We start from the raw sequence: 21,590 nt of genomic DNA, 5'->3' as shown, positions 1-21,590 counted from the left end.
ACCGACCTTCGGTGGCTTTTTTGATCATCATCATTCTGCCTTCCATATGAAATTAGTAACAAATAATAATGGTACGCAAGTTAAGTGTTGTTACTTTGTTAAAACTCTACTATCTTATGTTGTACAGATAAATTTATTGTACAATTAATTTTATTGGAGTCGCTGGATGAAAGTGGATAGCTATAGTCAAGAACTGGCTCTTTTTGTTAGCACCTATTCTAATTTGAATACTCAGTCCTTAGAGCGATTAGGAGAGGTCTATCATGAGAATATACGATTTGAAGATCCAGCACATCAAATTGAGGGCCTAGACAACCTTATCGCATATTTTCAATCGATGCTTTTAAACACCCACTATTGCCACTTTGACATACATTCAGCGGACCAAATTGAGAATCGCTGTTACCTAATTTGGAACATGAACTTTTCTCACCCCAAATTGAATAATGGCAAAGAGATTTCAGTTCCAGGTATGAGTTACATCGAATTTGACCAAGAAAAAGTAAGTTATCACCGTGACCACTTTGATCTTGGTTGCATGGTGTACCAACACATTCCAGTGCTTCGACAAGCTGTAAATATGGTGAAGAGGAGGTTAGCGCAATGACCTTGGCCACAAAAACAGTTGTGATAACCGGAGCTTCATCAGGTATTGGAGCCCAATTAGCACGAGATTATGAAGCAGAAGGATGGAATGTCATCGCGTGCGGCAGAAGCTTAGAAAAATTGAAAGTGGCATTAGGTGCATCTTCATCTTTTACCTTTTTAGAATTCGATGTCAGTGATAAGCAGGAAGTTCAGCGACAACTTCAAGGGATTGACCAGACACCTTGCCTATGGATATTTAATGCGGGCAGTTGTGAATATATTGATAATGGCGTGCTTGATGTTGATTTAGTAAAGCGCGTATTTGATGTGAATTTTCAAGGTGTTGTTAACAGTCTTGCTGCATGTCAATCACGATTAAGGCCTAACGATCATGTTGCCATCGTTAGTTCTATTGCCGGTGTTGTCGCCTTACCGAGAGCGGAAGCTTACGGTGCCTCAAAAGCAGCGATCAACTATTTTTTAGAGTCGTTAGCATTAGATTGGCAAAACAAAGGCATAACATTATCGACAATTTATCCAGGCTTTGTAGAAACGCCATTAACAGATAAAAATGACTTTCCCATGCCGATGAAAGTCACAGTGCAACGCGCATCGTCTTCTATTAGGAAAGGATTACAACAGAGAAAATCGAAAATTTATTTTCCTATGTGTTTTACTTGGATTATTCGAATTATTTCGATATTACCGTACTCGTTGCGCAATCGAGTACTCGGTTCAATAGTGACAACGGAAAAGGTGTGATATGAAAATTGCAATTATTGGAAGTGGAATATCAGGCTTAACAAGTGCGTACTATTTGCATGAGAAACATGACATTACAGTTTACGAAGCAAATGATTATATTGGTGGGCATACTGCAACGGTCGATGTAGAGGTGGATAGTATTCAATACGCGATTGATACCGGATTTATTGTCTATAACGATCGCACATACCCAAATTTCATCAAGTTGATGAGCCAAATTGGTGTCAAAGGAAATGAAACAGAAATGAGTTTCAGTGTTCGTAATGACCAAACTGGGCTCGAATACAATGGGCATACTGTAACCACATTATTCGCCCAGAAGAAGAATTTATTCAAACCGTCATTTTATTCACTGATATTCGAAATACTTCGTTTTAATCGTTTGGCAAAAGCGCATGCGACTCAATCGGTTTCTGAAAGTTATACTCTAGGACATTTTTTGGACGACAATGCGTTTTCTTCTGCGTTTAATCAAAACTATATTCTCCCAATGGGGGCGGCGATATGGTCGTCAACCATGGCGGATATGCGAGCGTTTCCATTAGGCTTTTTTCTACGGTTTTTTCTAAATCATGGTTTGCTTGATGTCGTTAATCGGCCACAGTGGTATGTGATTGAAGGTGGGTCGCGAAGCTATATTGAACCATTAATCGCCGGATTCAAAGATAGGATACGATTGAACTCTCCTGTCACGCGAGTTACTCGAGATCAGAGTGGAGTAATGATTGAAAGTAACCATAATTTAGAGCAATACGACCAAGTAATATTTGCGTGCCACAGTGATCAAGCTCTATCAATGCTAGATGCTCCTAGCGAGCATGAGTCCTCAATATTGTCAGCAATTGAATATCAATCAAATGATGTAATTTTGCATACTGATGAACGTTTACTACCGAAGAGCAAAGCAGCATGGGCAGCATGGAACTACTGCATTGAACGTGGGAATGATGTTGATTTAGCCTCACCTTGTCTCACTTACGATATGAATATACTCCAGCATATCAAAAGTGATAAAACATTTTGTGTGAGCTTAAATAGCGTGGAGAAAATTAATCCAGAAAAAGTGTTACGCCGATTTAACTATCACCACCCTCTGTTTTCGATACCCGCAATCGAAGCGCAATCTAAACGATCTTTGATCAGTGGGATTAATAACACTTGGTACTGTGGAGCATATTGGCGCAATGGTTTCCATGAAGATGGTGTATGGAGCGCACTCGAAGTAGTGAAAAATATAAATTTGAGTTCTTCGAATGTTGATGACGGAGTGAGCTGAATGCGCAAAGAGATGGAATTAAACAGCCAACTCATGATTGGCACCATACGTCATCGTAGATTTAGGCCTCTAACACATACGTTAAGTTCGAGCTTATTCATGCCGTATATAGACTTAGATGAAATTGAACATTTGAGCAAAACGATTTGGGGGTTTGGAGAAAGGTGGTGGCATTGGGCGCGCTTTAAGCGGTCTGATTACGTCGGTGGTGGAGACATAAAACAGTCAATTATGGATAAGGTAACATCACTTGGGGGAGAACACTTGTCGAACCCGAAAGTGATGGCTCTTATCCATCTACGTTATTTGGGGGTGTACTTTAGTCCAGTCAATTTCTATTACATTTTTGATGGCAATGGCGAATGGCGATATTTACTTGCCGAAGTGAGTAACACACCTTGGAACCAGACGCACTATTACCTAGTGCCTGTTTATGATGGAGCGATTGATGACTACGAGCATAATAAAGCGTTTCATGTTTCTCCATTCAATCCTATTAATCAACGTTATTTATGGCGTGTGAAACCTGTGGAACGCAAACTGTTTGTTCACCTCGAATGCCATAAAGATGAAAAAGTGTTTGATGCGACATTGGTGATGAAAATGTCGTCTCTTTCCAGTAAAAGCCTCGTTTTATCATTACTTAAAACACCGATTATGGCAATTAAAGTCATTAGCAGTATTTATTGGCATGCCCTTGTTTTGTGGTGGAAGGGAGCGCCAATTTACGATCATACAACCAAAACTGACAGTCAAAGTAATTAGCCAAGGAGAATGACGATGAATGATACCCAATTGATCACTTCAGAATACCGTATTAGCCGTACTCAAAGTAGTGCACGTTCACTTGTGTTAAAACTGCTACATAATTTAACTATGGGTCAGTTAACGTTAGTCGAGCGTTTTCCAACGGGCGAGAGCTTTCACTTTGGCAATGAGAATAAAGCAGGGATTAGGGCTGGAATTGAAATTCTAGACCCAGAGTTTTATCTACGAGTACTTAGATCTGGAAGTATCGGTGCCGGCGAATCATATATTCAAGGAGAGTGGACAAGTTCGAACTTAACCTTGTTATTACAGTTGATGGCTGTAAATGTTGATACTGTTGATCGTTTAGAAAAGAAGAGCAATCTGCTTTCAAAACTCGGTTATAAGTTTGCACACTGGATGAATAAAAACTCGCTCGCAGGTTCGAAAAAAAATATCGAAGCACATTATGATTTAGGCAATGATCTTTACACATTGTTTCTCGATGAGAAGATGCTGTACTCAAGCGCGTTGTATCTTGGTGTTGATGATAGTCTTGAGATAGCACAACTTAATAAAATGGAGCGATTGTGCACCCAATTAAATCTTGTTAAGTCCGATCAAGTACTCGAAATTGGTACGGGTTGGGGAGCAATGGCCATTTATATGGCAACCCAATATGGGTGTCATGTAACCACGACAACCATCTCTGAAGAACAACATTCGTATGTTGAAAACAAGATTGTAGAACTGGGATTAGAAGACAGGATCACTTTGTTAAAACAAGACTACCGAATACTCGAAGGTCAATTCGACAAAATTGTTTCCATAGAAATGATTGAAGCTGTCGGTAAAGACTATTTAGATTCGTATATCGAGAAATGCCATCAGTTACTTAAGACTGGAGGTCGATTCGCGATCCAAGCTATCACAATTGCTGACCAGCGATATGACTACTACAGCAATAACGTCGACTTTATTCAAAAGTATATTTTCCCTGGAGGGTTTTTACCTTCAATTACACGTTTACTCAATTCGACTACGTCAAAGAGTCAGTTTGTGTTACGTGACTTGTCTGATATTGGGATGGATTATGCGCGAACACTTGAAGAGTGGCGCGAGAGATTTATGGACAATGCCTCTCAACTTAATACTAAAAAATACGATGAAAAGTTTTATCGCTTGTGGATTTTTTATCTTTGCTACTGCGAAGCTGGATTCCGAGCAAAAACAACCAGTACGGTTCAAGTTACGTTTGAAAAGCAGTAAGTGACATTATGCGTGTATTCATAATATCTGTGGTTTTTCAAATCCTATGGTTTGTGGCGGTTATAGGGCGCGAGCGTTATGAATGGGCGCTGTTGCTGGTCGTTACAGCATTATGGTTGGTGTTACTTTGGCAAGGTAGGAAGGAGATCAAGTTACTCTTCTTTTTCGCAGCATTAGGTATTGGGATAGACATGGTCACTCACTCAATAGACATATTGGTTTTTGATAATAGTGCATTCCCCATTTGGCTTGTTAGTTTATGGCTTTTGTTCGCTTGGTATATGGTTTTCCTTCTGCCGATGTTAAAGAAGGTGCCACGCGCCACGGTCCCGATATTGTTTATGGTAGGAGGGGTTTTTAGTTATGCGGCTGCAATGAAATTTTCCGCTTTCACCACCTCATATTCTTTGCCGATAACTTTTTCTGTATTTGCTATTCAATGGGCAACGCTTGGTTTGATCGCAATGAGGATCATTTATTATGTTGAAACTATCGATTCTAGTTCTAGTGGGGATGCTGCATAGTCCTATTGTAAATTCCACCACTCAGGAGATTACTAACATATGGCAAAAGTGGCCTAGTATTGGACAAGCAGACTTTAATGTATTTTTTTTCGATGTATATCAGTCTGTTCTCAAGTCAAAGAGTGGTGAATTTAATCCATTTGAAACGTTGACAAAACAACGATTAGCATTAGTGATTCGCTATGAACGAGCCATTTCTAATCTCGAGTTTACTAATGCCACAACTAAACAATGGAAAAAATTGAAATACGAGAAAGAGTTTATTACACAATGGGAGCGCAAACTTCCTCAACTATTTCCCTCAGTCGTTGAAGGCGATGAATTAGTCTTTGTCACCTTGAGTAACGATAAATCGGTTATGTTATTTAAGCCTCATAACCAAGATGGTTGGCAAACCCTACATTGGTTTGAAGATCGAGAATTCACTGAACGTTTTCTTTCAATATGGCTGGCTGAAAATAGTCAATATCCCAAGTTACGCAAACAACTGATAGGAAAGCAACCATGAAGCGACGCTTACATTTATTTCTTTTTATCGCGAGCTTTATGCTTGTTAGCTGCAGTACGGAAATTGAAAAGTATAATAACACCACGCCCAAGTTTGATTTATTTAGTTATTTTACGGGTGATACCAGAGCTTGGGGAATGGTTCAGGATTTTACAGGGATGCAAACTCGCCGCTTTGTTGTTGAAATTACAGGCACAGTAGATGGTGACACCTTAGTGTTGGATGAACTGTTTGATTATGATGATGGGGAACGAGATACTCGCCGTTGGGAGATTACAAAGCAAAGTGATGGTTCTTATATTGGAACAGCGGGTGATATTATTGGTGAAGCAATTGGTGTTGAAAAAGGGAACGCTTTGCATTGGAAATACGATTTAGAATTATTGGTTGATGGTGATCCTATTGTCGTGCATTTTGATGATTGGCTATATCGGCAAGATGAATCTCACGTATTCAATGTTACTCAGATTAAAAAATATGGCGTGAATGTCGGCAAGGTAACTCTGTTCTTTCAAAAATAATCGCCAACAAAAAAGCTTCCAAAAGGAAGCTTTTTAGATTTAATAATGACAGTAAATCCTACAACTTATCAGTTAAGTCGATAGCTTGACCAATATAACTTGCCGGTGTCATTTCTTTTAAGCGAACTTTCTCTTCCGCTGGGATTTCAAGCCCATCGATGAAGGCCCTCATAGCATCTCCATCGATGCGTTTACCGCGAGTCAGCTCTTTAAGCTTTTCATAAGGCTTTTCGATTGCGTAACGACGCATAACGGTCTGAACTGGTTCAGCGAGTACTTCCCAGTTCTTATCCAATTCAGCCAGTAAAGCTTCGCGGTTAACTTCGAGTTTGCTTATTCCTTTCAACGTTGAGGTGTAAGCAATGATGGAGTATCCAACACCAACACCTAGGTTTCGTAAAACCGTTGAATCGGTTAGGTCACGCTGCCAGCGTGAAATTGGCAGTTTTTGAGCAAGGTGGTTAAACATTGCGTTTGCAAGCCCAAGGTTGCCTTCTGAGTTTTCGAAATCGATTGGGTTTACTTTATGTGGCATCGTTGAAGATCCAATCTCGCCAGCAATCGTTTTTTGCTTGAAGTGACCTAGTGCGATGTAACCCCATACGTCACGATCGAAATCGATAAGGATCGTGTTAAAACGAGCGATTGCATCAAATAACTCCGCGATGTAATCGTGCGGTTCAATTTGAGTGGTATATGGGTTCCATGTCACACCTAGTGATTCGGTGATGAACTCTTCACTAAACTGATGCCAATCTAACTCAGGATAAGCAGAAAGGTGAGCGTTATAGTTGCCAACTGCACCATTAATCTTGGCTAAAATCTCAACGTTTGCAATTTGTTTATATTGACGCTCCATACGGTACGCCACATTCGCCATTTCTTTACCCATGGTCGAAGGAGACGCTGGTTGACCGTGAGTACGAGACAGCAATGGAATATCACGATACTCTTTCGAAAGCTCAACAATCGCATCAATGATATTACGGATTTCAGGTAAAATGACCGTGTCACGTGCTTCTTTAAGCATTAATGCATGAGAGGTGTTGTTGATATCTTCAGAAGTACATGCGAAATGGATGAATTCATTCACCGCATCAAGTTCAGGAAGTGCTGAAACTTTCTCTTTTAGATAGTACTCAACGGCTTTAACGTCATGATTGGTTGTGCGCTCGATTTCTTTAATACGAGCGGCATCTTCTTCAGCAAAATTTTCTGCAAGTTGGTTAAGAAAGTCATTTGCTTCCGCGCTAAATGCAGGTACTTCTGGAATCCCTGCAGTAGAAGATAACTTTTGTAACCAACGTATTTCAACGATTGTGCGATATTTTAGGAGACCAAACTCACTAAAAATACTACGTAATGAAATGGTTTTACTTCCGTAGCGGCCATCTACCGGTGAAACAGCAGTTAGTGCTGAAAGTTCCATGTGCTTCTCCTAAATCTATATCAAGTTAGAAATAATAATGTATCTCACATAAAAAGAGGGCTTACTTTTAAATGCGAGCGAGTAAAATTTTTGCTTGTTCAACCATTTTATTGCGACCAAAAATCAAGTGGCGTCTTTTACCACCGACCTGTCGCCATAATACTGCGCAACGTACACCGGATAGCAACAGTGCTCGAACTTTCTGCTGGTTCCCGGGCATTTGTAAAATTGAGGGTGTACCTGTGACTTGAATTCGCGGACCAATCGGACTGATTACATCGAGGTATACACTGGCAATATTCGAAAGCATTTGGTCATCAAATAGATCAAAATGTTCACTTTGTCTCACTAAGGTATCAATGCGATCACCTAATTGAGACATGGAATCACGACGAGCGTTTAGCTTTCGCTCTAGCGCCATCAGACTGATCATATAACGAGTGATTTCACTGCCTGGTGAAGAACTATTAACACCGCTTATGAGTGTCTCCAGCCCAACTTTTAGGTTGTCCTCATTGCCAAAGACATCAATGGTGCTACTAGGATTAAGATTTAAAATGGCATTAATCGAAGTCCTAAAACCATTGTCGTCACAATGACCATCCTTTGCTACGTTTTGAACTAATGAGGCTGCTTGACACATACCAGCAAAAGCTATCGTACGGTCGTAGTTTGAATGCGCCACGTCATCTCCTATTATTGGGATAATTTAATTCGTTGTTCGATAATACCGCCGCCAAGGCAAACATCATCGGCATAGAATACTGCGGATTGACCCGGAGTAACAGCGACTTGTGGGTCGTCGAATAGGACTTTGATGTTTTTGTCATCTATTGGAATAATCGTACAAGAAATATCATTTTGTCGGTAACGAGTTTTTACGCTGCATTTTATAGGTTGCGTGATAGCTTCTTGGTTAACCCAATGTAATTGCGATGCAAATAAACCAACAGATTTAAGTAATGGGTGATTGGCACCTTGCACGGCGATAAGTACATTTCGCTCTAAATCCTTCTCAGCAACAAACCAAGGTTCTTCGTTCCCGCCGCCACCTTTTTGGCCACCAATATGTAAACCTTTGCGTTGACCTAACGTGTGGTACATTAAACCTTGATGCTTGCCAACAACTTTTCCTTCTGGAGTTTCAATATTACCAGGCTGAGCGGGAAGGTAACGTTTTAGAAAATCTGTAAACTTACGCTCTCCAATAAAACAAATACCTGTAGAGTCTTTTTTCTTCGCCGTAACTAAACCTTGTTCTTCTGCAATTCTTCTTACTTCAGGTTTTTCTAATTCGCCGACCGGAAATAAGCTACGTGAAATTTGTTTGTGATTCAGTGTATAGAGGAAATAACTTTGGTCTTTGTTTGCATCGAGACCACGTAACATTTCAGGCTTGCTATCATCAAGAGGAAAAGAGCGACGTACATAATGACCCATTGCAATATAATCCGCTTCTAATACTTCATCCGCAAAATCTAAAAACGCTTTAAATTTAATTTCTTTATTACAAAGGATGTCAGGGTTTGGTGTACGCCCAGCTTTATATTCGGCTAGAAAATATTCAAATACATTGTCCCAATATTCGGCAGCAAAATTAATAGTATGCAGTTCGATACCTAATTTATCGCAAACGGCTTGTGCGTCTGCGAGATCTTCAGCAGCAGTACAGTATTCTTCATTATCATCTTCTTCCCAGTTTTTCATGAACAGGCCTTCGACTTGATAGCCTTGTTGTAAAAGGAGATAGGCTGATACTGAAGAGTCGACTCCGCCAGACATGCCGATGATTACTTTTTTTGAGCTGTTTGGATTATTAGACATTAATTACTACCACTCTTTTAACTGGGAGCAGATTTTAGCAGAAAGTGACACGGGGAAACAGATCTACAACTGCTTAGAGCCATCAAATATTTTCTAAATGAAGTTGATTTAGCTTCTAGGGTGATAAGTTTGGTGTTTTATGTTTTTTTGCATGCTTTTATTACAATAACACATACTAACTTGTGGACGGGACCTTAAGCATTGTTTGGAGTATCGTTGAATTAAGTTGGAATAGATTTCATATTGATGGAATTAGTTACAATAAGGTTCTTTAAGGTCTGCTGAATAGTGTTCTGACATTCTGTAATATAAGTGTTGCTTCAAAAATGTCACCCACCTATAAGTGCAATTTATCTAACGACCATCGCAACAAATCAGGTCAGAAAGTAGAACACTTAATCAATAAGTTTAATAATGTTATGAACGATTGGTAATCGAATAGTACTTTAGCTTTACCTTTTTTATACAAATAAAAAAAGGCTCATCATAATGAGCCTATAAATAGATAAAGTAATGCATTGAGTCAAAGTGACTAAAAGTCAGTTACTATTAAATGAAATTAAATAGCAAAGTCAGTTAGAGATTGACCCGCATCAAGTGCTTTTTGAATTGTAGAAGGTGTACGACCTTGGCCTGTCCATGTTTTCTCTTCACCGTTTGCGTCGGTGTATTTGTATTTTGCAGGACGAGGAGCGCGTTTACTGCTTGTCTTTGGTTTTGATTCTCCAGAAAGAGCAGTAATCAAAGCTTGAACATCGATACCGTTCTGGGCAATCTGATCAGCTATTTCAGCCAGTTTAGCTTCTTGAGCTTGGCGCTCTGCTGCTTCGGCTTCATCTTGTTCACGACGTTCATTAACAACAAGAGTTAATTTTTCCAATGCTTCTTCTAGTTGTGACATTGTTAGCTCTCGTGAAAATGCACGAAGGCTACGAATGTTTAATAATGTTTTGGTGAGTTCACTCATTGCAAAATCCTATCAATTAAATTTTATCTACGAGTTAATAATAAACGGAGATATAAATAGATACAATATTAAAAAAAGAATTACTTATATTTTTTACAAATAGTAAAAAAGTAGAGGTAATAAAAAAATACGAAACGTACACAATTGTCAATTAAAAACAGTCAATTGGTTCTTTAGTCTCATCATATCTTATTTAGTTTCATATTATGTGAAAAAATCGTCATGTTTGTATTTTATTCGATAGAGATGTTTATGAGGGAACTAAATGGCTTTAACTTATATTAATATCTATTTAATGCTGTTTCATATTTCAAAGCAGCAGTTATTATCTTTGAGACTGTTCCATTACAGTCTTAAATTTCAAGACGTACGTGAAAAAATTGAAAACTTACGCCAAGAAGCACATTTTTTCTCTTATCTAGTGTTGAAAAAATAAGTGCTAAAAATATTGAGTAAAAGTGCGTTTTAGGCTTGAAAATCGTCTAAAGCCAAGGTACTGTGTACGCAAATGTTAAAGATAAGAAAATAATCATGCGCGTAGAAGTAATGTACATTATTCATCACCATCATCATCCCTTATAGTCTTTCGGGAGATGTGCGCGTATCCGGGAGACAATAGCTTCCGGAGGTGAAATCAGAGAATTCAAGATTATAACCCTCGGGATGACTAACGTTCCGGGGGTTTTTTGTATTAGTTTGGTCTAAAGAGACACGAGAATATTATCAAATTTATTTAAGGAATTATGAAATGCCAATGACACAACGTTTGAGAATTGCGATACAGAAAAAAGGTCGCTTGAGTAAAGAGTGTATGGCTCTACTTAAAAAATGTGGCGTGAAATTTAACGTGATGGGTGAACGTCTAGTTGTACACTCTCAAAATATGCCTATCGATTTACTTTTGGTTCGTGACGATGATATTCCAGGATTAATTATGGATGGCGTTGTTGATCTTGGGTTTGTTGGTGAGAACGTATTGGAAGAAGAGCGTTTAGACCGTTTTGCATTAAACGAACCTAGCGAATTTGTTACGCTGCGCCGAATGGACTTCGGTGGATGTCGTTTGTCTATTGCAATTGATAAAGACGACGAGTACAACGGCCCACAAGACTTGGCTAACAAGCGTATTGCCACTACTTATCCTCAACTATTAAAGGCGTATATGGATAAGCAAGGTATTCCGTTTAGCACATGTATGTTAACTGGGTCAGTAGAAGTGGCTCCTCGAGCTGGATTAGCAGACGCGATTGCTGATTTAGTGTCAACAGGTGCAACTCTTGAAGCGAATGGTTTAAAAGAAGCGGAAGTTATTTTTGAATCAAAAGCTGTGCTAATTCAACGTAAAGGTGAATTTCTAGAAGAAAAAGAAGCACTTATCGCTAAGCTATTGACTCGTATGAATGGTGTTCAGCAAGCGAAAGAATCTAAGTACATTATGTTGCATGCTCCAGTCGATAAGTTAGATGCGATTAAGCAAATTCTACCTGGCGCGGAAGATCCAACAGTATTGCCTCTTTCTCAAGATAAGTCTCGCGTTGCCGTGCACCTAGTGAGTTCGGAGAACTTATTCTGGGAAACGATGGAGCAATTGAAAGCGTTGGGTGCAAGTTCGATTCTTGTACTTCCTATTGAGAAAATGATGGAGTAAGCATTATGAGAACGGTAGTGTGGGAATCATTAAGTATTGAGCAGCAAGAGTCGATTCTAGAACGTCCAGCGGTAACTGACGGTGCCAATATCTCTGCTACGGTAGCTGAGGTCATTGCAAAGGTTCGTGCTGAAGGTGATGATGCATTGCGTGAACTAACCGAACGTTTTGATAAAGTTGCTTTGGACTCTATTCGTGTTTCTGGACAGGAAATAGAAACGGCATCTTTACGTATCGATGTTGAGATGAAAAATGCCCTAGATCAAGCTTACGAAAACATCGTTAAGTTTCATAAAGCTCAAATACATCAACCGGTTCAAGTTGAAACCATGCCAGGTGTAGTTTGTGAGCAGATTACTCGTCCTATTAATCACGTGGGTTTATATATTCCCGGTGGCAGTGCACCTCTACCTTCAACAGTTTTGATGTTAGGTGTTCCGTCGCAAATTGCGGGTTGTAAAAAAGTAGTGTTGTGTTCTCCACCGCCGATTGCTGATGAGATTTTGTATGTTGCAAAGCTATGCGAAATCGATGAAGTATACAGTGTTGGTGGCGCTCAAGCTATCGCCGCTATGGCGTACGGTACTGATAGCGTAACCAAAGTAGATAAAGTGTTTGGTCCGGGAAATGCGTTTGTAACAGAAGCAAAACGTCAAGTGAATAATGATTTTCGAGGTGCAGCGATGGATATGCCAGCTGGGCCTTCTGAAGTACTGGTTATTGCGGATGAAACTGCAGATGCTGATTTCATTGCATCGGATTTGCTTAGCCAAGCAGAGCATGGACCAGATTCTCAAGTCGTGTTAGTGACGCCTTCTCCTGTTATCGCAGACCAAGTTGCGGATGCTGTTCAGGTTCAATTAAAGGCCCTTTCACGTGGTGATATTACATTAAAGGCGCTTTCTTCGAGCTTAATTATTATTGCGGATTCGATTGAACAGTCAGTTGAAATCTCAAATACCTATGGTCCTGAGCATTTAGTTGTTCAAACCAAAGAACCACGTGGATTGCTGCCAGATTTAGATAATGCAGGTTCAATCTTCCTTGGTGATTGGTCGCCTGAGTCTGCTGGTGATTATGCTTCTGGGACAAACCATGTATTACCGACCTACGGCTATACACGAACTTATTCAAGCCTTGGCTTAGCAGATTTTAGTAAGCGAATGACTGTACAAGAGCTTTCTGCTGAAGGTTTGGTTGCGATTGCTCCTACAGTTGTAAAAATTGCAGAGGCTGAAGGTTTAGATGCCCATAAGCGTGCCGTTACGCTTCGGGTTGAAAAGTTACAGAAGGCTAAGTAACCATGGAAAAACTCGCTCGTAAAAATGTTCAAGCATTAACACCGTATCTTTCAGCTCGCCGTATCGGTGGAACCGGAGATGTCTGGCTTAATGCGAATGAATCGCCGTTTAGCAATGAGTTCAATTGTGAATCGAATGAATTGAATCGATATCCAGAGTGTCAGCCTAAATCTGTAATTAACGCTTATGCCGATTACGCTGGGGTAGCCTCAAATCAAGTCATTACCACGCGTGGTGCCGATGAAGGTATTGAACTTTTGGTACGAGCGTTTTGCGAACCTGGTGAAGACGCGATTTTGTTTTGTCCACCCACTTACGGAATGTATTCAATCAGTGCTGAAACGATTGGTGTTGAATGTAAAAAGGTTCCTCTTTTAGCTAATTGGCAGCTCGATCTTCCAGCTATTCAAAGTAATCTAGATAGTGTAAAAGTCATCTTTGTTTGCTCACCAAATAACCCTACAGGTAACTTGGTGAAGCGTGAGGATATTATTACGTTGCTCGAGATGACTAAAGAGCGTGCAATTGTTGTAATGGATGAGGCCTATATCGACTTTTGCCCAGAAGCTTCAACCGTTGACCTTTTATCGGAGTATCCACACTTAGCAATATTGCGTACGCTTTCAAAAGCCTTTGCACTTGCTGGATTACGTTGTGGTTTCACTTTGGGTAACCCCGAGCTCATTAACGTACTGTTGAAAGTTATTGCGCCATATCCAGTTTCACGACCTGTCGCAGATATTGCGGCTCAAGCTTTATCGAAAGAAGGGTTAGAGTTGGCGAAAGCACAAGTTGCGATACTTAATCAAAACAGAGACTATTTAAAATCTGAGCTTCAAGCAATTGATGGATTGACCTTGTTTGAGGGGTGGGGGAATTATTTGCTGATAAAGTTCCCGAATGGCGATCAATTGTTTAAGAGTGCTTGGGATCAAGGTATCATTCTACGAAATTCTCCTATTGATGATTGCGTCCGCATTAGTGTGGGTAGCCGTGAAGAGTGTGAAAAAACCGTAGCATTTATCCGAAATTATTATCAATAGTTAGCCGCAAAGGAAGGGTTAATCTGAAGCCCTTCCTCTACGTTAGATTGAAAAGGACACTCCTGTGAGTAAGCAGCAAAAAATACTATTTATCGATCGCGATGGTACTTTGATCGTTGAGCCTCCTGTCGACTTTCAAGTTGACCGTTTGGATAAATTGAAATTCGAACCTTTGGTGATTCCAAGTTTATTAGCGCTACAACAAGCTGGCTACCGTCTAGTGATGGTTACAAATCAAGATGGACTTGGTACAAGCAGTTACCCGCAAGAAGAGTTTGATGCGCCTCATAATATGATGATGGAGTTTTTCGAATCTCAAGGGGTCGTATTTGACGACGTATTAATTTGTCCTCACTTTGAGTCTGATAATTGTACATGTCGTAAGCCAAAGCTGGGTATGGTTAAAGACTACCTTCAAAATGGATTGGTCGATTTCCAATCTTCAGTTGTTATTGGGGATCGTATTACCGATATACAATTGGCTGAAAATATGGCCATTCAGGGGATCCAGTACCACCCTGAGACGATGGGCTGGCCCCTGATTGTTAAAATGTTGACAACCAAACCACGTACGGCCGAAGTTATTCGTAAAACTAAAGAGACGGATATTCAGGTTAATGTCAACTTAGATGAGACTGGCGGAACCAGTATTGAAACGGGACTTGGCTTCTTTGACCATATGCTAGACCAGATCGCGACTCATGGCGGATTCCAATTGAAGTTGAAAGTCGATGGCGATCTTCATATCGATGACCATCATACGATTGAAGATACTGCTCTTGCATTAGGCCAAGCATTAAAAGAAGCATTAGGCGATAAACGCGGTATTGGACGTTTCGGTTTCTCCTTGCCTATGGATGAGTGTTTAGCCCAATGCGCCCTTGATATTTCAGGTCGTCCATACTTTAAGTTTGACGCCGAATTTAGTCGCGAACTTGTTGGCGAACTTTCGACTGAAATGGTTTATCACTTCTTCCGCTCCTTGTCTGATTCGATGGCGTGCACCTTACACCTTTCATCGGCTGGAAAAAATGATCATCATATTATTGAAAGCCTGTTTAAAGCGTTTGGCCGTACCTTACGTCAGGCTATCAAAGTAGAAGGAAATGATTTGCCGAGCAGTAAGGGAGTTCTCTAATGTCAAAACCGAATGTTGTTATTATCGATACTGGTTGTGCCAATGTTTCATCGGTTAAATTTGCAATTGAGCGCCTCGGTTATCCTGTTGTGATTTCAAAAGAACCTGACGTAGTTTTAGGTGCTGATAAGTTGTTTTTGCCTGGTGTAGGAACAGCAAGTGAAGCGATGAAAAACCTCGAAGAACGCAACTTGATTGAACTGGTTAAGAAAGTAGAGAAGCCAGTACTAGGCATATGCTTGGGCATGCAATTGCTAGGTAAGTTATCTGAAGAAAAAGGTCAAAAAGCCGATCAAATCGTCCCATGCTTATCACTGTGTGAAGGCGAAGTTCGCTTGATGGATACAGGGGATTTACCACTACCTCACATGGGTTGGAACACCATAGATGTGGTTGGCGATCATCCGTTATTCAACGATATCGATAGCGACCAGTATTTTTATTTTGTTCATAGTTTTGCTATGTCGGTGGGAGAGTACACTATTGCCTCGTGTACTTATGGCTCACCATTCAGTGCCGCGATCCAAAGTGGTAACTACTATGGCGTTCAATTCCACCCCGAGCGTTCGAGCAAAGCGGGTTCTAAACTGATTCAAAACTTCTTAGAGCTATAAGAAAAGGACATTGAAGTGATAATTCCTGCACTAGATTTAATCGAAGGCCAAGTTGTTCGCCTATATCAAGGTGACTATGGCCAAGTTACAGAATATAAAGTCAATCCAGCTGAGCAGTTTAACCTCTATCATAAAGCCGGAGCGAATTGGTTGCACCTGGTCGACTTGACTGGAGCAAAAGATACCTCTGCTCGTCAATTAGATTTGATTGCGCAATTGCTCGCCAGTACTCCAGCTAATGTTCAAATTGGCGGTGGTGTACGCAGTGAAGATGATGTTGCAGGCTTAATTAATGCGGGCGCACAACGTGTTGTTGTGGGATCCACTGCCGTTAAACAGCCTGAATTGGTCAAATCTTGGATGACAAAATACGGGCCAGAAAAAATTGTTTTAGCGTTAGATATTAATATCGATGAGGCTGGAACTCGTAAAGTCGCAATCTCTGGTTGGCAAGAAGACTCTGGTGTGACGATTGAAGCGTTAATTGAAGACTATTTAACCGTTGGCTTGAAGCATGTTCTGTGTACAGATATTTCAAGAGATGGGACACTTGCAGGTTCGAATGTTGAGCTATACATCGATTTGTGTAAAGCCTACCCGCAGGTTCAATTTCAATCTTCTGGTGGTATCGGGAGCCTTGCCGATATTGAAGCATTAAAAGGATCTGGTGTAGCGGGTGTGATTGTTGGGCGAGCACTTCTAGACGGTAAGTTTACAGCAGAGGAGGCATTCTCATGTTGGCAAAGCGAATAATCCCCTGTCTTGATGTACGTGATGGACAGGTCGTAAAAGGCGTACAGTTTCGCAATCATGAAATCATTGGCGACATTGTTCCTCTAGCGCAACGCTACGCGGAAGAGGGCGCGGATGAGTTGGTCTTCTATGATATTACAGCGTCTAGCGATGGCCGTGTGGTTGATAAAAGCTGGGTGAGTCGCGTAGCTGAAGTCATCGATATTCCATTTTGCGTAGCTGGTGGTATTAAGTCTGCGGAAGATGCTGCGAGAATATTGGAATTTGGTGCTGATAAAGTATCAATTAACTCACCAGCACTTGCTAATCCTGAGTTAATTACTGACCTTGCAGATCGATTCGGTGTTCAGTGTATCGTTGTCGGAATTGATTCTTTCTTTGATAAAGAAACCGGTAAATACAGTGTGTATCAATTTACTGGTGACGAGCATAGAACAAAAGCGACGCGTTGGGAAACTCGTGATTGGGTCCAAGAAGTACAAAAACGTGGTGCCGGTGAAATCGTTTTAAATATGATGAACCAAGATGGTGTGCGTAATGGCTACGATTTAGAACAGCTAAATATGGTTAGAGAAGTCTGTCATGTACCTTTGATCGCTTCTGGTGGTGCAGGGGAAATGGAACACTTTGCTCAAGCTTATCAACTAGCATCTGTAGACGGCGCATTAGCCGCATCGGTTTTTCATAAACAGGTCATTAATATTGGTGACTTGAAGAAATATCTAAAAGAACAAGGGATCGAAATAAGATTATGAGCAATCCAGTAAACACCTTAGAAACTATCAGTACTCGTATTGATTGGGATAAAGTCGATGGATTGATTCCCGCGATTATCCAGGATTATACCTCTAGCCAAGTACTCATGATGGGGTATATGGATGAGGCTGCACTGGCGAAAACGTTTGAAACAGGACACGTAACGTTTTTTTCTCGTACCAAACAGCGCCTTTGGACCAAAGGTGAAACGTCGGGTAATGTGCTGCAATTGAAAAATGCAGCATTAGACTGTGACAGAGATACGTTGTTGATCAAGGTTAATCCTGTTGGCCCAACTTGCCACACTGGAACCACAACATGTTGGGATGGTGATAAGCAAGAAGAAACTCAGATGGTATGGCTTCATCAACTCGAAGAGCTATTAGCTGCACGCAAAGATGCCGATCCTGATTCGTCGTACACCGCGAGTCTGTACAATCGTGGTACTAAGCGTATCTCACAAAAAGTCGGAGAGGAAGGTGTTGAGGTAGCACTTGCTGCTACATCAGGCGATAAACCTGAACTCGTATGCGAATCTGCCGATTTGATTTATCACCTTTTGGTGTTGCTGCAAGATCAAGATATGTCGTTGAGTGTTGTCATCGATAAATTAAAAGAACGTCACAATTAAGATTTACTAGCCCCTTTATTGGGGCTAATGTCGCGCCACTCTCCTGGTTGTAAGTCGTCGAGTTGATAACCTCCAATTGAATGACGAATTAGACGTAGTGTAGGAAAACCAATATGAGCGGTCATTCTTCGTACTTGTCTATTCCTGCCTTCGATAATCGTAATAGAAAGCCATGTTGTTGGAATATTAGCTCGAAAACGAACAGGTGGTTCACGACGCCAGACATTTGGGGTTTCTATTTTTTCGATTTGAGCGGGTAATGTCAGGCCATCTTTAAGTTCAACACCAGCTCGTAATTTATCCAAGTCACCCTCTGTCGGAGCGCCATCAACCTGTACCCAGTATGTCTTGGGTAACTTAGAATTAGGTTGCGTAAGGCGTGCTTGTAACTGTCCATCATTGGTTAATAACAATAGACCTTCACTGTCTCGATCAAGGCGGCCAGCAGCATACACTTCTTTGACGGTTATATAATCAGCTAATGTTTTTCTACCTTGACCATCGGTAAATTGACTGAGCGTGTCAAAAGGTTTATTAAAGATAATAACTCTTTGTTTATCAGCAGGTAATCTGGGCTTTTTATTCGTATTTTTATGACGTGATGAATGGGACGAATTACTCGCACGGCTTGTATTATTTGTCTTCTTTGATTGGTTTCTACGAGTTTTATGTGTCGAGGTAGATCTTTTCTTTTGCTGTGCTTCTTGCTTCGTGCCAGAGACCGACATGTTAACTACCTTGCAAATTTGTAAATGAGGTGTTGAGAATTGTTTTTTAACATACGACTTTAGGCTATCATTTGCGCGCGCTAATTCGTTATGCCGTTCTATGATAAACTATTGTCTTTGAATCGTTGAGCTATAATTATTATTCTATCTTAGGATAGGACAATGGGTAGAAGTCATTTGAGAAAATAGTTAGCGATTGAATTTCTAACAGTTAACTAAGATTGAGTTTCGTGACTACATTGTCGCGGCACAGATACTCAACGAAAACACGTTAGTGTCAAAATATTTATATAGCCGATATTATCGGTTGTCAGCACAGATAGGGAAATTTCATGCTTAACAAAAAGCCTACAATTATTTACACCATTACAGATGAGGCTCCGGCTCTCGCAACGTATTCTTTATTGCCTATTATTCAATCTTTCACTGCATCATCTGGTATTGCAGTAGACACTCGAGATATTTCATTGGCAGGTCGTATCATTGCCAATTTTTCTGACTATTTAACTGATGATCAAAAAATAGGTGATGCACTAACCGAACTTGGCGAGCTTGCTAACACACCTGAAGCGAACATTATTAAATTGCCGAATATATCGGCATCAATTCCACAATTGATTGATGCGATTACAGAGTTACAAAGCAAAGGCTATGCACTCCCTAATTATCCAGAAGATCCGTCTAACGACGAAGAAGCGCTTATAAAAGCAACGTACGATAAGATTAAAGGCAGTGCCGTGAACCCAGTTCTCCGAGAAGGGAACTCAGACCGTCGTGCTCCATTATCTGTAAAAAACTATGCTAAGAAAAACCCACACTCAATGGGAGCTTGGTCTAAAGACTCAGCATCGCATGTTGCAAGTATGGACGGTAATGATTTCTTTGGAAGTGAAAAGTCAACAACTATAGACGGTGCGACTGAGGTTTCTATCGAATTTACCAATAAAAATGGTGCGGTAAAAACGCTAAAGAAGCCATTCCCTCTATTAGATAAAGAGGTGATTGATACTTCTGTAATGAATAAAAAGGCATTGGTGAGCTATTTAGAAGCCGAAATTGACGATGCTAAGGCTAAAGATGTCTTATTGTCACTGCACTTGAAAGCTACCATGATGAAGGTTTCAGACCCTGTAATATTTGGTTACGTGGTTAAAGTATTCTACAAAGAAGTTTTTGAAAAATACGCTGATTTATTTGAAGAATTAGGTGTAGATGCAAATAACGGTCTAGGTGATGTATACAGCAAAATTGCATCATTACCTGATGACAAGCGTGAAGAAATTGAAGCGGCAATTTTGGCTACCTATTCGCAGCGTCCAGAATTGGCAATGGTTGATTCAGATCGTGGTATCACTAACTTACATGTACCTAGTGACGTTATCGTCGATGCATCGATGCCTGCGATGATTCGTTCATCCGGTCAGATGTGGGGACCTGACGGCAAGCTTAAAGATACTAAAGCGCTTATTCCTGACCGTTGTTATGCGGGTGTATACCAAAGTACGATAGATTTTTGCCGTGAGAATGGTGCGTTTGATCCAACAACAATGGGTACGGTACCTAACGTCGGATTGATGGCACAAAAAGCAGAAGAATATGGCTCACACGATAAGACGTTTATCCTTGATGAAGATGGAACGATTCAAATTGTAAACAGCAAGGGCGAAGTACTACTCGAGCAAGCGGTAGAAAGCGGCGATATTTTCCGTATGAGTCAGGTTAAAGATGCTCCGATCCAAGATTGGGTAAAACTGGCTGTTTCTAGAGCTCGATTGAGTGAGACTCCTGCTATCTTCTGGCTCGATAAAGCGCGTGCCCACGATGCTGAGCTAATCAAAAAAGTAGAGACCTACCTTGGTGAGCACGATACTACAGGTTTGGATATTCAAATCCTTGATCCAGTAACTGCAACAGAAGCGACACTTGTACGTGTGAAAGCAGGACAAGATACTATCTCGGTTACCGGAAACGTATTACGTGACTATCTTACTGACTTGTTCCCAATCTTAGAACTTGGTACTTCAGCGAAAATGTTATCAATTGTTCCACTCATGAATGGGGGGGGGTTGTTTGAAACTGGCGCTGGTGGTTCTGCACCTAAGCACGTTCAGCAAGTTATTCAAGAGAATCACCTACGTTGGGATTCACTTGGTGAATTTTTGGCTCTTGCGGCATCACTTGAACATTTAAGTATCGTTGAAGCGAATCCAAAAGCGAAAGTATTAGCTGATGCATTGGATGCGGCAACAGGTCGTTTCTTGGATGAGAACAAATCGCCATCTCGTCGTGTGAACGAATTGGATAACCGTGGTAGTCATTACTATCTCGCCGCTTATTGGGCAGATGCGCTTGCCAATCAAACCGCTGATGCAGACCTCGCGGCAGAGTTTGCACCTAAAGCGAAAGCACTCGCCAGTAGTGAAGATGCGATTGTGGGAGAGTTGAATGGCGCTCAAGGTGTGGAGACCAATTTGGGTGGCTACTACCTTGTCGAAGAAGAAGTTGTATCTAAGATTATGCGTCCAAGCCAAACTTTAAATGAAATTATCGGCTAGGCTTG

At 40.7% G+C, this 21,590-nt stretch carries 22 protein-coding genes and 1 other annotated feature; of the genes, 17 read left to right on the top strand and 5 right to left on the bottom strand.

Going from position 1 to position 21,590, the window contains the following annotated elements:
- Nucleotides 1-166 precede the first annotated feature (166 nt).
- Genes ACXJY6_RS03940 through ACXJY6_RS03905 form a run of 8 tightly spaced genes read left to right on the top strand, consistent with a single transcriptional unit; the run spans nt 167 to nt 6,198 of the window.
- Complete coding sequence (locus ACXJY6_RS03940; protein WP_458767468.1) at nt 167-607, top strand: nuclear transport factor 2 family protein; 441 nt, start codon at nt 167-169, stop codon at nt 605-607.
- Nucleotides 604-1,350: an SDR family NAD(P)-dependent oxidoreductase gene (locus tag ACXJY6_RS03935; protein ID WP_458767467.1), complete on the top strand. Its 747-nt coding sequence runs from the start codon at nt 604-606 to the stop codon at nt 1,348-1,350. Before ACXJY6_RS03940 ends, ACXJY6_RS03935 begins: the two co-directional genes overlap by 4 nt.
- A 1-nt stretch (nt 1,351) precedes the next feature.
- Nucleotides 1,352-2,629 carry an NAD(P)/FAD-dependent oxidoreductase gene (locus tag ACXJY6_RS03930; RefSeq protein WP_458767466.1) on the top strand — a complete coding sequence of 426 codons (1,278 nt, stop codon included), beginning with the start codon at nt 1,352-1,354 and terminating at the stop codon, nt 2,627-2,629.
- The gene (locus ACXJY6_RS03925; RefSeq protein WP_458767465.1) at nt 2,630-3,394 is read left to right on the top strand and encodes a DUF1365 domain-containing protein; all 765 of its coding nucleotides are present in this window, start codon (nt 2,630-2,632) and stop codon (nt 3,392-3,394) included.
- A gap of 15 nt (nt 3,395-3,409) precedes the next feature.
- Nucleotides 3,410-4,645, top strand: coding sequence for a class I SAM-dependent methyltransferase (locus tag ACXJY6_RS03920; RefSeq protein ID WP_458767464.1), 1,236 nt, complete (start codon nt 3,410-3,412; stop codon nt 4,643-4,645).
- Nucleotides 4,646-4,653: 8 nt separating this feature from the next.
- Entirely contained in the window at nt 4,654-5,169 is a 516-nt protein-coding gene (locus ACXJY6_RS03915; protein WP_456051912.1) for a DUF2878 domain-containing protein, read from the top strand.
- Entirely contained in the window at nt 5,126-5,677 is a 552-nt protein-coding gene (locus tag ACXJY6_RS03910; RefSeq protein ID WP_458767463.1) for a chalcone isomerase family protein, read from the top strand. Before ACXJY6_RS03915 ends, ACXJY6_RS03910 begins: the two co-directional genes overlap by 44 nt.
- The gene (locus ACXJY6_RS03905; RefSeq protein WP_456051914.1) at nt 5,674-6,198 is read left to right on the top strand and encodes a DUF3833 domain-containing protein; all 525 of its coding nucleotides are present in this window, start codon (nt 5,674-5,676) and stop codon (nt 6,196-6,198) included. Before ACXJY6_RS03910 ends, ACXJY6_RS03905 begins: the two co-directional genes overlap by 4 nt.
- Nucleotides 6,199-6,256: 58 nt before the next feature.
- Here the strand turns inward: ACXJY6_RS03905 and purB are convergent, their stop codons facing one another.
- From purB to ACXJY6_RS03885, 4 genes are all read right to left on the bottom strand, one after another.
- On the bottom strand, nt 6,257-7,627 hold the full coding sequence (gene purB / locus ACXJY6_RS03900) for an adenylosuccinate lyase (protein ID WP_456051915.1): 1,371 nt from the start codon (nt 7,625-7,627) through the stop codon (nt 6,257-6,259).
- 67 nt (nt 7,628-7,694) lie between these two features.
- A complete protein-coding gene (gene hflD / locus ACXJY6_RS03895; protein ID WP_456051916.1) occupies nt 7,695-8,312 on the bottom strand; it encodes a high frequency lysogenization protein HflD in 618 nt (205 codons plus the stop codon).
- A gap of 11 nt (nt 8,313-8,323) precedes the next feature.
- The gene (mnmA, locus tag ACXJY6_RS03890) at nt 8,324-9,451 is read right to left on the bottom strand and encodes a tRNA 2-thiouridine(34) synthase MnmA (RefSeq protein WP_458767462.1); all 1,128 of its coding nucleotides are present in this window, start codon (nt 9,449-9,451) and stop codon (nt 8,324-8,326) included.
- Nucleotides 9,452-10,010: 559 nt separating this feature from the next.
- The gene (locus ACXJY6_RS03885; protein WP_456051918.1) at nt 10,011-10,418 is read right to left on the bottom strand and encodes an H-NS family histone-like protein; all 408 of its coding nucleotides are present in this window, start codon (nt 10,416-10,418) and stop codon (nt 10,011-10,013) included.
- Between the two features lie 557 nt (nt 10,419-10,975).
- Nucleotides 10,976-11,108: a sequence feature (His leader region), on the top strand.
- 64 nt (nt 11,109-11,172) lie between these two features.
- Between ACXJY6_RS03885 and hisG the strand changes: the two genes are divergently transcribed.
- The 8 genes from hisG (at nt 11,173) to hisIE (ending at nt 18,302) form a co-directional block, all read left to right on the top strand.
- A complete protein-coding gene (gene hisG / locus ACXJY6_RS03880; protein ID WP_458767696.1) occupies nt 11,173-12,066 on the top strand; it encodes an ATP phosphoribosyltransferase in 894 nt (297 codons plus the stop codon).
- 5 nt (nt 12,067-12,071) lie between these two features.
- Nucleotides 12,072-13,367, top strand: coding sequence for a histidinol dehydrogenase (gene hisD, locus ACXJY6_RS03875; RefSeq protein WP_458767461.1), 1,296 nt, complete (start codon nt 12,072-12,074; stop codon nt 13,365-13,367).
- Nucleotides 13,368-13,369: 2 nt separating this feature from the next.
- Entirely contained in the window at nt 13,370-14,410 is a 1,041-nt protein-coding gene (hisC, locus tag ACXJY6_RS03870; RefSeq protein ID WP_458767460.1) for a histidinol-phosphate transaminase, read from the top strand.
- A gap of 64 nt (nt 14,411-14,474) precedes the next feature.
- Nucleotides 14,475-15,548 carry a bifunctional histidinol-phosphatase/imidazoleglycerol-phosphate dehydratase HisB gene (gene hisB, locus ACXJY6_RS03865; RefSeq protein ID WP_456051921.1) on the top strand — a complete coding sequence of 358 codons (1,074 nt, stop codon included), beginning with the start codon at nt 14,475-14,477 and terminating at the stop codon, nt 15,546-15,548.
- The gene (hisH, locus tag ACXJY6_RS03860; RefSeq protein ID WP_456051922.1) at nt 15,548-16,162 is read left to right on the top strand and encodes an imidazole glycerol phosphate synthase subunit HisH; all 615 of its coding nucleotides are present in this window, start codon (nt 15,548-15,550) and stop codon (nt 16,160-16,162) included. Before hisB ends, hisH begins: the two co-directional genes overlap by 1 nt.
- Nucleotides 16,163-16,177: 15 nt before the next feature.
- A complete protein-coding gene (gene hisA, locus ACXJY6_RS03855; RefSeq protein WP_458767459.1) occupies nt 16,178-16,915 on the top strand; it encodes a 1-(5-phosphoribosyl)-5-[(5-phosphoribosylamino)methylideneamino]imidazole-4-carboxamide isomerase in 738 nt (245 codons plus the stop codon).
- Nucleotides 16,897-17,670, top strand: coding sequence for an imidazole glycerol phosphate synthase subunit HisF (hisF, locus tag ACXJY6_RS03850; protein ID WP_458767458.1), 774 nt, complete (start codon nt 16,897-16,899; stop codon nt 17,668-17,670). The genes hisA and hisF overlap by 19 nt, the downstream gene beginning before the upstream one ends.
- Nucleotides 17,667-18,302, top strand: a complete 636-nt coding sequence (gene hisIE, locus ACXJY6_RS03845; RefSeq protein ID WP_456051925.1) for a bifunctional phosphoribosyl-AMP cyclohydrolase/phosphoribosyl-ATP diphosphatase HisIE — start codon at nt 17,667-17,669, stop codon at nt 18,300-18,302. Before hisF ends, hisIE begins: the two co-directional genes overlap by 4 nt.
- On the opposite strand, the gene ACXJY6_RS03840 is transcribed toward hisIE, so the two are convergent.
- Nucleotides 18,299-19,030, bottom strand: a complete 732-nt coding sequence (locus tag ACXJY6_RS03840; protein ID WP_458767457.1) for a pseudouridine synthase — start codon at nt 19,028-19,030, stop codon at nt 18,299-18,301. The genes hisIE and ACXJY6_RS03840 overlap by 4 nt on opposite strands.
- 332 nt (nt 19,031-19,362) lie before the next feature.
- Here ACXJY6_RS03840 and ACXJY6_RS03835 point away from each other — a divergent pair, with 332 nt between their 5' ends.
- Nucleotides 19,363-21,585: an NADP-dependent isocitrate dehydrogenase gene (locus ACXJY6_RS03835; RefSeq protein ID WP_458767456.1), complete on the top strand. Its 2,223-nt coding sequence runs from the start codon at nt 19,363-19,365 to the stop codon at nt 21,583-21,585.
- The last annotated feature ends 5 nt before the right edge of the window (nt 21,586-21,590 follow it).

Source organism: Vibrio phycocola (genome assembly GCF_054404255.1).
Note: the sequence above shows the minus strand (reverse complement) of the source record. Positions and strands in the feature narration are given on the sequence as shown.